Source organism: Liquorilactobacillus mali, assembly GCF_001437155.1.
GTDB lineage: Bacteria > Bacillota > Bacilli > Lactobacillales > Lactobacillaceae > Liquorilactobacillus > Liquorilactobacillus mali_A.
In genome coordinates, this window is record NZ_JQAR01000012.1 from 44,208 (window position 1) to 58,204 (window position 13,997).

Below are 13,997 nucleotides of genomic sequence, written 5' to 3' on the forward strand. Positions count from 1 at the left end.
TTAAATAAAATAACAAATTATGCCTTAATGGTTCACTTAAAAATTAAATTGTCCGTAATAACTATAAATAACAATTAATTATTAATTTTGCTACTTGCCGTTTTCCGTTCTTTTTCATATAATTTCCATGCTAGGACAATCTAATAACTTAAAAGAGGCTTAATTCTTATGAAAAGTTTTCAGAAACATCTATTGGTAGTTGGATGTTTAATTTCGTTTTCAATACTGTTAGTTCTCCCACAATGTTTTTCCGGTGGAATAATTTTAGGTCCGGATTTTCTATTTCATTACAACCGTTTTTATGATACTGCTATGCAAATAAAAAACGGTAACTTTCAATACTTCATCTCTACATACGGGTTTCAACAATCTGGCCGAATTGTTAATGCTTTATATGGTCCAATTTTTGCTTATTTACAGGGAATATTATTACTATTATCAAGAACTTGGTATAACTACCAAATCTTTTCGCGCCTTGTTCTAAATATAATTGCTAGTTTCTCTATGTATTATTTAATGCGCACAGCTCGTATAAAAATTCGAGTAGCAGTTCCGATGGCTTGCTTTTATTTAACGACCTTTTCTATTCAAGATTGGACATTTCGCCAAGGATTCACAAGCTGGGGAGCTGCAGTCATCCCATTTGCTTTAATCCCGGCATTCAAGTACATCACTGACCACAAGATAAATAGTATTCAACTCGCTTTGTGTGTCTCATTGCTTCTCCAAATTCATGTCCTAAGTACTATTCTTTTGGTGATAACCTACATTCCCTTTTTTACTTATGGACTATTAAAATCATCAACGCCAAAAAAAGATATTTTTAAAATCTGTATCGCTATTTTTATCTTTTTGTTGCTGACAATGAATATATGGACCGTTTTACTCGCTGTTAGTCACTCGAATAACCTAGTATTGCCATTTATAAATAAACAAATGTATTCATACTCTGTTACAGAAATCGGATGCTATTGGCTTTTTACTTCGCTGCCACTTACGGCAATAATAGTATTTTTGCTTTATCTGTCCATAAAGAAGTGGCATAGTCATACACCGCTTGCTAAAATCTGCAGTATCAATTTTTTCGTATTTTCAATTCTTTCTACCAGTATTTTCCCTTGGTACTTGATAATTAAATACAAAATAAGGCCACTCGAAATTTTTCAATTTCCTTTCCGCTTTTTTGTAATTGTGACGATTTTTGCCTGTGTCTTGTTTGCATACTTTCTGTCAAATCACCTATCCAAGAGTAATAATAATAAAATTTATAGCATTCTATTGCTAATTGTTCTTGTGGGCCTTTTTCAAACAACTACCTTTGCAAATAAAAAGTATGAGTACTGGACGACCAGTAGTTCCCCTCTTAAGAATCTAGGTATGCTTGTTTTTAATTCTGAAAATGATAAAAAGATTCACGATTCACTCTATTCGACAGATCTTAATTCAATACTAAAGCTTGTTCAGAAAAAGACTCCTGATTATTTACCAAGTTATCATAACAATACCAAAAAAAATTACGCATTGTATAGTCGCTATATTATTTCTGCTAATTCCCATTTTATAAAAAGGGTTCGCAGTAATTCGTTAGTTGTTACTTGGTACGCTAAAAAAAGAAAGACGATTAGTGTACCTATAATAAAATACCGTAATACCAAACTAATTTTGAATGGGCAAAAAATAACAGGCAAAAAACACAAGTATCATCTGATAAAGATTGGTACACCTGTTGTGAGACAAAAAAAGGGTAAAAATAAGTTAGTTGTCAGCTATAACGCTGGCAATTGGTTCTTACCCGTTATGTATATTGTTATAATTACATGGTTTAGCTGCCTAACTTATATTTGGTGGAAACTCTTTAGAAAATTAAAAAAATAAGCAATGGCTTTAATAAAAAAGAATTGATAAAAATTAGCATGAGCTAACATTATCAATCCTTTTTTTATTTTAGTATCAATAGTGAACAAATTAATCTCTTATTTTAAATCCAATTACTCATTGTCATTGAGTTCACGCTTCCTAAGATGCGGCAGCAAGAATCCGACCCCAAATAAAACAAAGACAGTGATAAAGTTCATTATCAATTGGTGATCGAATGACTTAGTTCCGAAATCAGCATCCTGCGGAATGAAACCTAATGTGGCACATACAAACGTAAATAAGAAACACCATCCGCCAACAGTTAATGCAAGTTTACGATTCCGAATAAATATATAATCTGAATGAAATTCTTTATCACGCCATCTAATTGCTAAAAATGCAAAAAACACCCAGCACGTTTTATATGGTGAAACTATTCCATTGATATTTAACAACCAATTATAGATAGTGTTAATATTTGGTAATGTTCCCGTCAATAATAACAAGAACAAACTCAATCCTGTAGTCATCAGGTATGAATTGACTGGTAATCCTTTTTTATTTTTCTTGGTTAACCAACTTGGCATGAACCTATCAGCTACATCTCCTGCAAAAACACGACTTGATGCATCCAACAAAACCGCTAATTGTGCCATCATGAAGATTGCTTGTACGACTGCAAAGATATACATTAGAAGCTTGCCTAATCCCAATTCTGCACCGAGCATTGAAAAAGCATAATATGGACCATTCATCTTGAAATCGTGTGGAATTGCATTCGCATCGAAAAAGACTGCTAATGACAATGTTCCAAAGATAGTTAAAAATGCCGTCATTAATGCCAGTAACCACATTGCCTTAGGAAATTCGTGCTTAGGATCACGCATTTGTACTATATATGGAGCCGCCAGTTCGGCACCAGACATTGCAAAAATCAGTAATCCTGTAGTCGAGAAATATTTCAAACTAAAGTTTGGCATGAATGCTCCCCAATTAAATGGCTGTGTTGCGATACGCGTGCCATGCATCAATGCATAACCTGCCAACAAAACAAACAACATTGACATAACAAACATTGCACCGCCACCAATTAGTGACAATATTTCTAAAGAATTTTTAATCGCATTTTCTAATAAGATAAATATTAGTATTATAGCAAAAGTCAATAAGCCAAATTCAAATGTAGACATCTTATCACCTAAGGTATTGTTTCCCAGAATCATCCAGCTAAATGAAACAATTACCGAATTAGAAACATCCACTATATAGGGAACACTTTGAATCCAGTACATCCATGAAGTCCAATACCCTAATGTATCATTACCACCTCGTCTTACCCAGGAAGCTAACCCCCCACTTTGATTGTCAAAAGTAAGACTCAGCTGACTGACAATTAGTTCATATGGTATTACATAGGCAAATAGTAGGAAGATCCAAGATACAACAACAGAAAGTCCTTGATTCTGAAAAGGGTAAAAAATGTTTTCAAAACTAATGATGGTCACGAAATCTAAAAGTGCGATTACCGGCCAACTCATGTAGTTCTTTTTGGACTGTAAAAAATTATTAGACATGCTTATTCCTCCAAATTTAATTGTTTTATGACGTAAAACAATTATCATTTGGTGGCTTATTCATGATTGTAGCTATTTCTGAACACAAAAAAGGTTTCCTCACTTAATCTAAAATCGACTAACTATTAGTCACAATTAAGTATTTTAAAACAAATAGTTAAAGAAATAAAGAGGGTACTTTTTAGCAGGGACTGTAAAACATTAGTCCACTTCTTGATTATTAGTTTCAGGTCTAAAAAAGTATACAATAATTGCTGCAATGACCGCAAAGCTACTTATTACGGTAAAGATCATTATCGTATTTGAGATACTCAGCAGCCATGCAACACCAATTGGCATCCCAACAGTTATTAACTTAGAGATTCCGTTCGCAATTCCTGCACCACGAAAACGATACTTAGTAGTAAATAATTCTGAAACATAAACGCCAACAACAGATGCCATCAGCACATAAAAACAAGTGGTCAATAAAAATCCAAGTATCATAACAATTGTTGGACTAGTCTGACGTGAATAAATAATTCCTAAAACTGCTGCTAAGATAAATGCTGTAACAATTGTTGGCTTTCTACCAATCCTATCAACTAATTGTGATCCTAAAAATGCACCTGCCGGGGCTCCCATCATCATTACTGTTGTGAACCCTAATGAAGAAACGATATTAATTCCTTGCTTGACCAAAAGTGTTGGTACCCAAGAGGTAAACGTATATTGGCAGACAATTGTTGCTGAAACGGCAAAAATTGCAACAAGGAGATTGCGTCCAAAATGGCTATTAATTTCATCAGCAACCAAGGTACTATTTATCTTGGAATTAATTTGAGCTTTGCCTACTCCTTCATCTTCCATCTCATTTTCAATCTCATTAATAACGCCTTGAGCTTCTTCCATTCGACCATGCGCAATGCTCCAACGAGGTGATTCAGGTAATTTACGCCGAAAATACCATAAGATTAAAGCAGATATTCCAGAGATAATAAACATTATTCTCCATGTAAAATGGGGAATCAACAAGGTACACATCAGCATTGTGATTGGTGCACCACAGTTAGCAATGAATGAGGTCATTGCACACCACTTTCCACGACTCTTGACTGGTGCAAATTCATTAATCATTGCATATCCGGTAACAATCTCAGTTCCTAATCCAATACTTGCAATCAGGCGGCAAACAATCAAGAAGTACATGTTGGGTGCAAATGACCCAATCAAGGTAAAAGAACCGAAAACTATTAAGTTAAGCTGGTATGCCTTTTTCCTGCCAAAAAAGTCACCCACTACTCCTGCAAAAACCGATCCCAAAAACAAGCCGAAGAAACCAACTGCCAGAAAAATTGAATTAAGTTTCAGTGTTGACCAATTTGTCTCCAACAAGTAGCTGCTTACTCCACTCGCTAAGTAGACATCGATCGCATCTAGAAACATACCGGCTGAAACTAAAACGAAAATCTTATAAAAGGTTGTTGTTGGCTGTATTTGATTCATTCTTATCTTTAATTGCCTTGCTTTTTTATCATCTTGTATATTCTGTGAATTGATTGCTTCTTCCATATATACTTCCCCCTTTATTCAAACACTGGCATGTTTTTTTCGAAGTTTCTTATCTTTTCTTCTTGTTTCAGTGTTAGTTCAATGTCATCTATTCCATCAATAAACTTCTGTTTCCAGGTTGCATCAATCTCAAATGAATACACGTTATCTTGACAGATCACTTTTTGCTGTGGCAGATCAACTGTAATCTCATCATCAGGTGCTAATTGTGCCAAAGTATTCCTAGCACTCTGCGGCAAAATAATTGGCAATATTCCATTTTTTGTACAATTCATAAAGAAGATGTCGCTATAACCACCAGCTATTATGATTTTTAAACCCCAATCTTTGAGAGCCCATGCAGCATGTTCACGTGAAGAACCACAACCAAAGTTGTCACCGCTGATTAGAATAGTTGCATTTTTACGTTCTTCCTTATTTAAAATAAAATCTGGATTAGGTGTCCCATCATCTAGAAAGCGCCAGTCGTGAAAGAGATGCTGACCATAACCAACTTTTAAAATGTTCTTCAAGAATTGTTTTGGAATAATTTGATCTGTATCAATGTTGTTGTTCATCAAAGGGATAGTCGTTCCCTTGTGTATTGTGATTGCTTCCATATTAGATTGCCTCCTCTTGGCGAATATCAATAAAATGTCCATGAATTGCTGCAGCTGCAACCATTGCTGGACTTGCAAGATGTGTCCTTGCATCTTTTCCTTGCCGACCTTCAAAGTTACGATTAGTTGTTGAGGCACAATGGATCCCCACTGGAATTTTATCTGGATTCATTGCCAAACATGCCGAACACCCTGGTTCACGCCACTCGCATCCTGCATCTTTAAAAATCTGATCAAGCCCCAACCTTTCAGCTTCATTTTTTACTGTTCTTGATCCTGGAACAATCCACGCAGTTACATTTTCAGCGATGTGATGCCCCTTCATGACTCGTGCAGCTTCTTGAATATCGGCTAAACGGCCATTTGTACATGATCCAATAAAAATCCACTGAATTGGAATATCAGTTGCCTTAATTGCCGGTTTTAAGTCCATGTAATCATATGCTCGTTGAACATTCATATCTGTAATTTTTGGTAAAGTTGCATTTACTGGAACTGCCATTGAAGGATTAGTTCCCCACGAAACATAGGGTGCTAGTGTGCTAACATCAAATTCAATTACAGTATCGTAGTCGGTAACATCATCCGTATAGAATTGTTTCCAGTATTCAACCGCTTTATCCATATTTTTAGGTGCATATTTGCGGCCTTTCAGATAATCAAAAGTTGTTTGATCTGGGCGCATCATCCCCATCTTTGCTCCACCTTCAATTGCCATGTTGCAAATAGTCATCCGATTTTCCATTGATAACTGCTTTACCGTTTCACCAAAGAACTCAACCGCATACCCAGTCCCAAAATCGACACCATTTTGTGCAATCAAGGCCATGATAATATCCTTTGCAGCAACACCTTCTTGCAATTTGCCATACAAATGGATTCCCATTGTTTTAGGCTTAAGCTGCCAAATTGTTTGTGTAGCTAGAACATGTTCAACTTCAGAAGTTCCTATTCCAAATGCAATTGAGCCAAATGCTCCATGCGTTGCAGTATGTGAATCTCCGCAAACTACGATTTCCCCAGGTTGTGTTAGTCCAAGTTGTGGTCCAATCACATGAACAATTCCTTGATCTTCATTCCCCATATCTGCCAATCTAAGTCCAAATTCTTTACAATTTGCTCGAAGTGTCTCAATTTGCTTGCGTGAAATCTGATCTTTAATATTGAAAATATCTTTTGTTGGTACATTATGATCCATCGTTGCAAATGTTCGATCTGGGCGTCTTACTGTCCGGTTGTTCGTTCTCAACCCCTCAAATGCCTGTGGCGATGTAACTTCATGTACAAGGTGCAGATCCACATAGATTAATTGCGGTTCTCCTTCTTCCCCACTAACTACATGTTTTTCCCAAAGCTTATCAAATAATGTTTTTCCCATTTTATTCATCCTCTCAAATTTTCAATTATTTGTTTTATGACTTTCTTAGTCGTTGCCTTACCTCCAAGATCAGGGGTTACAATACCTGTTTCAATAGTCTGTTCAACTGCCCTCGCAATTCTATCGGCTATCTCGTACTCAGCAAATGACTCGCGTAGCATCATTTCGATACTTTGAATCATTGAGATTGGATCGGCAATTCCTTTACCAGCAATATCTGGTGCCGAACCATGAATTGGTTCATATAAACTCGGTCCATTAACTCCAGTACTCATGGAAGGAATTGTTCCAAGTGATCCCGTTAAAACAGATGCCTCATCACTCAAAATATCTCCGAACAAGTTTGCCGTGATAACTACATCAAAGGAACTTGGCTGCGTAATAATTTTCATTGCTGCAGCATCAACATAACAGTAATCCACTTCAACTTGCGGATATTCATTGCTCATTTTTTGTGCTACTTGACGCCATAACTTCGAGGTAGCTAGAACATTTGCCTTATCCACAACAGTTACATGTTTCTTGCGGTGCATACTCATTTCAAAACCTGTATGCATAATTCTTTCGATTTCTTCCACCGTATAACTTGAAGTATCAATTGCTTTATGTTCATCTTTTTTTCTAGGAGTTCCAAAATATATTCCACTCGTCAGTTCTCGAACAATTACAAAATCGGTATTTTGAATTACTTCTTCTTTGACTGGAGATTTTCTAGCCAGAATTGGATTGATCTTAGTTGGACGGATATTCGCAAACAATCCCAGTTCGTTTCTGATCGCTAATAATCCTGCTTCTGGTCTGACACTTGCTTTGTCCCACTTAGGACCGCCAATTGCACTCAATAAGATTGCATCAGAACTCTTGCATCCCTCGATTGTACTTTGTGGTAATGGCTCACCACAGTTATCAATTGCCTCCCCACCAAAATTATATTTATGTATTTGATATTCAAAATCCGTCCCCTGCCTTGCAGCTTCCAATACCTCAAGTCCTGCGCTCATTATCTCTGGTCCTATATAATCACCTTGTAAAACTGCAATTTTTTTTGTTTTCATTTACTTTATTCCTCTCATTTGCTTTTAATTAATTTTACTCGGACAAAAAAAGCGCCTCATTCAATTAGAATGAGACGCCTTTCTCTCGAGCCCCATTCCTACAACGGTAAATAGGACTCGACTAATAATGTCAGAGTCCTGGGTCATAGTAGTAGGGCAAATTCAATTGTGAAACTATTACACATACTATTACTCATGATTAGAACTCCTTCCGTTTAATTTAAGAATAATTTAACGCCATTTACATTGCTTGTCAATGATAAATTGAAATAAATCTTAATAATAATAAAAAAATTCTCAATTTGTAAAATTTAAAATTATGCTTAAATGATTATTTCACAATAGCACTTTTTCCCTTTACCTATAATTCAATTCCCAAAAAATGTGCAACTTGCTCAACATCTTTATCTCCACGTCCAGAAATATTAATAATCACAATTTGGTCTTTTCTCATTTTAGGAACAATTTTCACAGCTTCAGCAACTGCATGGGAACTCTCCAATGCTGGGATTATTCCTTCAGTCTTAGATAACAGAATAAATGCATCAATTGCCTCCTGATCTGTGATTGCATCATATTGTGCACGTTTCGTATCCTTAAGATAGGCATGTTCCGGTCCGACTCCAGGATAATCAAGTCCTGCAGAAATTGAGTATGCTGGTAACACATTTCCCTTTCCATCTTGCAAAACATACGTTTTCATCCCATCAGAAATACCAACTGTTCCGTTTGTCATCGTAGCTGCATTGTCCGGTGTATTGACACCCTTACCAGCCGCTTCAGCACCAAACAACTTAACTTCAGGATCATCAATAAATTCCGCAAATGCTCCAATGGCATTAGAGCCACCGCCAACGCAAGCAATTATTGCATCTGGGAGCCGACCTTCTTTCTCCAAAATCTGTTTACGGGCTTCCTTACTAATAACGCTTTGAAAGTCTTTGACAATTGCTGGATAGGGATATGGTCCAACAGCCGAACCCAATACATAAAAAGTATCATCTAAATGCTGTGCATAATGACCAAAAGCAGCATCAACTGCATTTTTCAAGGTACCATTACCTTCCTCGACCGAATGAACCTTGGCTCCTAATAAATTAATTCTAAAAACATTCAGTTTCTGTCTGCGGACATCCTCCGCTCCCATAAATATCTCACAATCCATGCCAAATTTTGCTGCCGCTGCTGCGGTTGCTACACCATGCTGTCCCGCACCCGTTTCGGCTATAACCTTTGTTTTACCCATTCGCTTTGCAAGAAGTATCTGTCCTAGCACATTATTTAATTTATGAGCTCCTAAATGATTCAAATCTTCTCGCTTTAAATATACTTTTGCTCCACCCAATTTCTCGGTTAATGACTCAGCAAAGTAAAGCGGTGTTTCACGTCCAGAGTAATCCTTTAAATAATATGCCAACTCCGCTCTGAACTTTTCATCATCCTTATATTTCAGATAGGCATCTTCAAGTTGTTTCAGTGCTTTTGCAACATCATCAGGTACATATTGTCCACCAAAAATTCCATAATAACCATTGTTTGTCATAATAAAAACTCCTTTTTATTTTTATAAAAAGAGAGTCCCGTTCAAATAAAAAGACTGACAGCACATAACTATGCACCATCAGTCCTTGAATAACTGTATTTGGCATAGACTCTCTTAAAACTACAAAGTAATTAAGCAAGTCTATGTCCACCAAAAACACTCAACTTGCTCTAGCTACGCCAAAGTTGCCATTTTTGAATGTTTAAAATCATAATACAGTCATCCTTTCTGTCATTAATTGTCAATTATTATTACTTTATTCTAATCAAAAGTCAAGTGCTTTATCATTTTAAAAATAGACTTGCTTTAACCGTTACATTTGTAAAATGAAAAGTAAATCTCTACCGATCTGCAATCATCAAAATTATAACATTCTAAACATTCTTCGCTATGCGCCTCGCAGCCACAATTTTTCCTTCCCTAATAATGTCATAACTGGTTCGTTAAACAAATGATTGTACACAATACAGTTCTAAATAATGTAATTTCACACCTTTTTATTTACGATTAATTTGTTACAATTATTTTTAATTACATGTATGTGATATAATTGGCATATAATATCGAAAGATAGGGGAAAGTTAAATGAAAATTAGATTAAAGCTTTTTTTTGCGTTATTTTTTGCGTCACTAGGACTGTTTGCATGGCAAGCTCCTACAGTGCACGCTGAGACCACTTATACAATTGGTACAGATGTTACCTTCCCACCATTTGTTTATGCAAATTCCAATAACAAATATGTAGGAATTGATATGGAATTAATCCGCTCTATTGCTAAAGAGGAAGGTTTTAAAGTCGATATAAAACCACTTGGTTTCAATGCCGCCGTCCAGTCTCTCAGCTCTGGACAGATTGATGGTGTGATCGCTGGAATGACGATTACCGATGAACGTAAACAAACTCTTGATTTCTCAACACCTTACTATGAATCTGGAATTGTCATGGCAGTTGCCCCTAGTAGCAAAATCACAAGTCTTAAGGGGCTGAAAGGCAAAACGGTTGCCGTCAAGACTGGTACACAAGGTGCCTCATATGCCAACTCAATTAAAGATAAATATGGATTCAAAGTCGTTACATTTGATGATTCTGATAATGTCTATAATGATGTTAAAACAGGAAACTCTGCAGCATGTTTTGATGACAGTGCCGTACTTAATTATGGTGTTAAAACAGGTTTAGGACTAAAAGTTGTCACAAAACCTGCAGATGTTGGTCAATACGGATTTGCTGTAAAAAAAGGCCAAAACCAAAAATTACTAAAGATGTTCAATGCTGGCTTGGCTAAGCTAAAGAAAAATGGCAAATATGATCAAATTATCAAGAAGTATACTGGTAAAACAGCCACAAGCAAGACAAGTAAATCAAACTCTGAAGACAGAACATTCTTAGGTCTTTTGCGTCAAAACCAACAAGCCATCTTAAACGGTATTTTGGAAACACTTAAGTTAACAATTGTTTCTATCATTTGTGCAACAATCTTTGGGATTCTTGTCGGATTACTTGGCGTTTTACCCAATAAATTTGCACGTGGCGCTTCTACAACAATTATCTATATTTTCAGAGGGTTGCCGTTGCTAGTGCTGGCCTTGTTCATTTACAATGGTATACCAAGTTTGACTGGTACCAAGATTCCAGCCTTTGTAGCTGGTATTATAACCTTGACGTTAAACGAAGGAGCTTATACTGCCGCATTTGTTAAAGGTGGGATTGATGCCGTCGACAGTGGACAAATGGAGGCTGCAAGAAGTCTAGGATTGCCTTTTGGCAAAGCAATGCGCAAAGTCATTTTGCCACAAGGTATCAAAATAATGATTCCTTCATTCATCAATCAATTTATCATTACCTTGAAGGATACTTCGATTCTATCAATTATCGGAATTCTAGAATTAACTCAGACAGGTAAGATTATTATTGCTCGTAACCTTGAAGGATTCAAAGTCTGGGCAATCATTGCAGTAATCTATCTCTTAATTATCACATTGCTAACATTACTATCTAAGTGGGTTGAACGGAGGATTAATGACTAATGGCAAATTTAAAAGTAGATATATCAGATCTAAATAAAAGTTTTGGTGATAACCATGTTCTAAAAGGTATTGATTTCAAAGTTGCTAATAATGAAGTTGTTGTGCTGATTGGACCATCAGGTTCAGGTAAAAGTACACTTTTACGCTGTCTGAACAGGCTTGAGGCCCCTACTTCCGGAAAAGTATCAATTGATGGGAAGGATATTAGTAATACCAAGACCAATATTGATCAGGCACGCGAAAATATCGGAATGGTTTTTCAGCATTTTAATCTCTTCAACAATTTGACAGTTGGCCAAAATATTGAACTGGCTCCCGTTGAATTGGGCAAGCTTTCAAAGGAAGATGCTGCTGCACAAGCAAAAAAATTGCTTGCAACTGTTGGTTTGGAAGATAAATACGATGCTAAACCGCAATCTCTTTCTGGTGGACAAAAGCAACGTGTTGCGATTGCACGGGCACTTGCAATGAATCCCGATATTATGTTATTCGATGAACCAACATCAGCTCTTGATCCTGAAATGGTCGGCGATGTTTTAGAAGTAATGAAGAAACTGGCTAAGGAAGGGATGACAATGGTCGTTGTTACCCATGAAATGGGCTTTGCAAAAGAAATGGCCGATCGTGTTGTCTTTATGGCCGATGGTGTGGTCGTAGAAGAAGGAAAGCCTGAAGATGTCTTCGATCATCCACAAAATGAACGAACAAAGGCATTCTTGGACAAAGTTATTAACGTCTAAAAAATAGTATCAGCATGGCATTTAGCACGAGTGTTTCAATGTAGTTAGACAAAAATAGAACTGATAGAATACATTTATGTGTAATAGCTACCAGGGGGTTAGGCCAAAATTCAACTTTTGGCCTAACCCCTTATTTATTTCGGATAAACGTGTTAAATACGTCAAAATTCTCCGTTTTACTTTGAACTACTTATAGCAAAGAACATGCGATATTCGTAATTTCGCGTTAATAATCAAATTTTACCGACTTGTGTCACACATTTTTTCTCTAAAAATTCATGTTTTATTTGAAAAACAAGCAAATATCATTTCAAAAAAAGTCTCATGTTTCCTCTAGAATATATATGTAACTCATGTTTCACATATATTTATTTAGAAAAGAGGTTTATTTTGGCTAATACTACTACTGCAAAAAAACGTCAGCATTTATATGAAATTGATTTTATGCGTATTTTTTTTACGCTAGGGGTCTTATTTAACCATACCGTTAATCAATTCACTTCAGCAATGACAGACGGTGATGCCTACTACACTGTACGCAGTGTCCGTGTCATGTTTCACTATACCAGAATGGGTTTTATTTTTATTAGTGGTGTCGTTTTAACTTTGACATACTTTAAAAAAAATGACTGGTCAAAATTCCTTAAAAAAAGATTTGGTGGTAGTATCTGGCCTTATCTATCATGGAATGCTCTCTTAATGATTCTAATGATACTGGTTGGTAATCCGAACTATTCACTTAACTCATTTGGCAGTAGATACTTTACAATTGTTATGCATGGCAGCAGTTTTTACCTTTATTACATGTTGCTCGTGATGCAATTATATCTGTTATTTCCCGTAATAGTCTATATTTTCCAGCGTTTTACAAATTTTCACTCGCTGATTCTATCAATCAGTTTTATCATCCAATTATTGACAGACTTTTGGGTTAAGTTCGGTATGAGCCAAACTGATACTAGTTCATGGCCCTACTGGTTCAAGGCAGTCAGCATCAACATTTTTGCATATCAATTCTATATATTTTTTGGAGTTTACGCATGGCTATATCATGAGAAAGTTTACGCGTTTCTCGATAAACATATTAAAAAACTAGTTGTCCTTGCTATATCAATGGCATTTGGCATGATTATCTATTACCGTATCTGGAATCAGCAGTACCTGCAGCTGGATAGTGATCACGCCTTGTCCCTTCATCAACCCTATATCGTATGTTACGATATTGTAATGCTTAGCCTAATCTTTTGGATTGGGAAAAAGTACGCAGAACGACAAGCTCGCGGTTTACCCAATTGGCTACAATCATTAATGGATCGAGCTGTCAAAGTCAGTTTTGGTATGTACTTAAATCAGACGGTTGGTCTCTTAATCGTAAGTACAATTTTGCATACACTTTCATTGCCCAACTGGTTATTAGTTGTGCTCATCCCTGTCGGCTGGCTCGTTGTTGTTCTCATTTCATTTACACTTGCATGGACTTGCTATAAGGTTCCTCCATTTGGATTCCTAATAGGACGTCCAAATTGGCATCCATTTAAGAATCGCAGCCTACCTTCCATCAAGAATATTTTGATTTCTAAAGAATAAAATAAAAGAGCTGTGTCATAAAATACAATTGAAGTGCTTCATAATTGTTAGACAAAGAGTCTAATGATTGTGAGGTACTTTTTTT

Annotated in this window: 10 protein-coding genes; 4 read left to right on the forward strand and 6 right to left on the reverse strand. The window is 36.2% G+C overall.

Features of this window, described 5'->3' with window-relative positions; genetic code table 11:
* Positions 1 to 168 precede the first annotated feature (168 nt).
* Entirely contained in the window at positions 169 to 1,875 is a 1,707-nt protein-coding gene (locus tag IV36_RS06600; RefSeq protein WP_056991416.1) for a hypothetical protein, read from the forward strand.
* A gap of 113 nt (positions 1,876 to 1,988) precedes the next feature.
* Here IV36_RS06600 and IV36_RS06605 read toward each other — a convergent pair whose 3' ends face one another.
* The 6 genes from IV36_RS06605 to trpB form a co-directional block, all read right to left on the reverse strand.
* Complete coding sequence (locus IV36_RS06605) at positions 1,989 to 3,431, reverse strand: APC family permease (RefSeq protein WP_056991417.1); 1,443 nt, start codon at positions 3,429 to 3,431, stop codon at positions 1,989 to 1,991.
* 201 nt (positions 3,432 to 3,632) lie between these two features.
* Positions 3,633 to 4,982 (reverse strand): MFS transporter, encoded by a 1,350-nt coding sequence (locus tag IV36_RS06610; RefSeq protein ID WP_056991418.1) that lies wholly within the window; start codon positions 4,980 to 4,982, stop codon positions 3,633 to 3,635.
* A gap of 14 nt (positions 4,983 to 4,996) precedes the next feature.
* A complete protein-coding gene (leuD, locus tag IV36_RS06615; RefSeq protein ID WP_056991419.1) occupies positions 4,997 to 5,581 on the reverse strand; it encodes a 3-isopropylmalate dehydratase small subunit in 585 nt (194 codons plus the stop codon).
* A 1-nt stretch (position 5,582) separates the two neighbouring features.
* Positions 5,583 to 6,959 carry a 3-isopropylmalate dehydratase large subunit gene (leuC, locus tag IV36_RS06620; protein WP_056991420.1) on the reverse strand — a complete coding sequence of 459 codons (1,377 nt, stop codon included), beginning with the start codon at positions 6,957 to 6,959 and terminating at the stop codon, positions 5,583 to 5,585.
* A 5-nt stretch (positions 6,960 to 6,964) separates the two neighbouring features.
* On the reverse strand, positions 6,965 to 8,014 hold the full coding sequence (leuB, locus tag IV36_RS06625) for a 3-isopropylmalate dehydrogenase (protein ID WP_056991421.1): 1,050 nt from the start codon (positions 8,012 to 8,014) through the stop codon (positions 6,965 to 6,967).
* Between the two features lie 361 nt (positions 8,015 to 8,375).
* On the reverse strand, positions 8,376 to 9,557 hold the full coding sequence (gene trpB, locus IV36_RS06630; protein WP_056991422.1) for a tryptophan synthase subunit beta: 1,182 nt from the start codon (positions 9,555 to 9,557) through the stop codon (positions 8,376 to 8,378).
* A 585-nt stretch (positions 9,558 to 10,142) separates the two neighbouring features.
* Here trpB and IV36_RS06635 point away from each other — a divergent pair.
* The 3 genes from IV36_RS06635 (at position 10,143) to IV36_RS06645 (ending at position 13,912) form a co-directional block, all read left to right on the forward strand.
* The gene (locus tag IV36_RS06635; RefSeq protein ID WP_056991423.1) at positions 10,143 to 11,585 is read left to right on the forward strand and encodes an amino acid ABC transporter substrate-binding protein/permease; all 1,443 of its coding nucleotides are present in this window, start codon (positions 10,143 to 10,145) and stop codon (positions 11,583 to 11,585) included.
* Positions 11,585 to 12,325, forward strand: a complete 741-nt coding sequence (locus tag IV36_RS06640; protein ID WP_056991424.1) for an amino acid ABC transporter ATP-binding protein — start codon at positions 11,585 to 11,587, stop codon at positions 12,323 to 12,325. The genes IV36_RS06635 and IV36_RS06640 overlap by 1 nt, the downstream gene beginning before the upstream one ends.
* Positions 12,326 to 12,715: 390 nt before the next feature.
* Positions 12,716 to 13,912, forward strand: a complete 1,197-nt coding sequence (locus tag IV36_RS06645; protein ID WP_056991425.1) for an acyltransferase family protein — start codon at positions 12,716 to 12,718, stop codon at positions 13,910 to 13,912.
* Positions 13,913 to 13,997: the final 85 nt, after the last annotated feature.

Coding starts and splice junctions, on each gene's coding strand:
- leuC (WP_056991420.1), bottom strand. CDS start 6,959: ATGGGAAAAACATTATTTGATAAGCTTTGGGAAAAACATGTAGTTAGT.
- leuB (WP_056991421.1), bottom strand. CDS start 8,014: ATGAAAACAAAAAAAATTGCAGTTTTACAAGGTGATTATATAGGACCA.
- IV36_RS06640 (WP_056991424.1), top strand. CDS start 11,585: ATGGCAAATTTAAAAGTAGATATATCAGATCTAAATAAAAGTTTTGGT.
- leuD (WP_056991419.1), bottom strand. CDS start 5,581: ATGGAAGCAATCACAATACACAAGGGAACGACTATCCCTTTGATGAAC.
- IV36_RS06605 (WP_056991417.1), bottom strand. CDS start 3,431: ATGTCTAATAATTTTTTACAGTCCAAAAAGAACTACATGAGTTGGCCG.
- trpB (WP_056991422.1), bottom strand. CDS start 9,557: ATGACAAACAATGGTTATTATGGAATTTTTGGTGGACAATATGTACCT.
- IV36_RS06635 (WP_056991423.1), top strand. CDS start 10,143: ATGAAAATTAGATTAAAGCTTTTTTTTGCGTTATTTTTTGCGTCACTA.
- IV36_RS06600 (WP_056991416.1), top strand. CDS start 169: ATGAAAAGTTTTCAGAAACATCTATTGGTAGTTGGATGTTTAATTTCG.
- IV36_RS06610 (WP_056991418.1), bottom strand. CDS start 4,982: ATGGAAGAAGCAATCAATTCACAGAATATACAAGATGATAAAAAAGCA.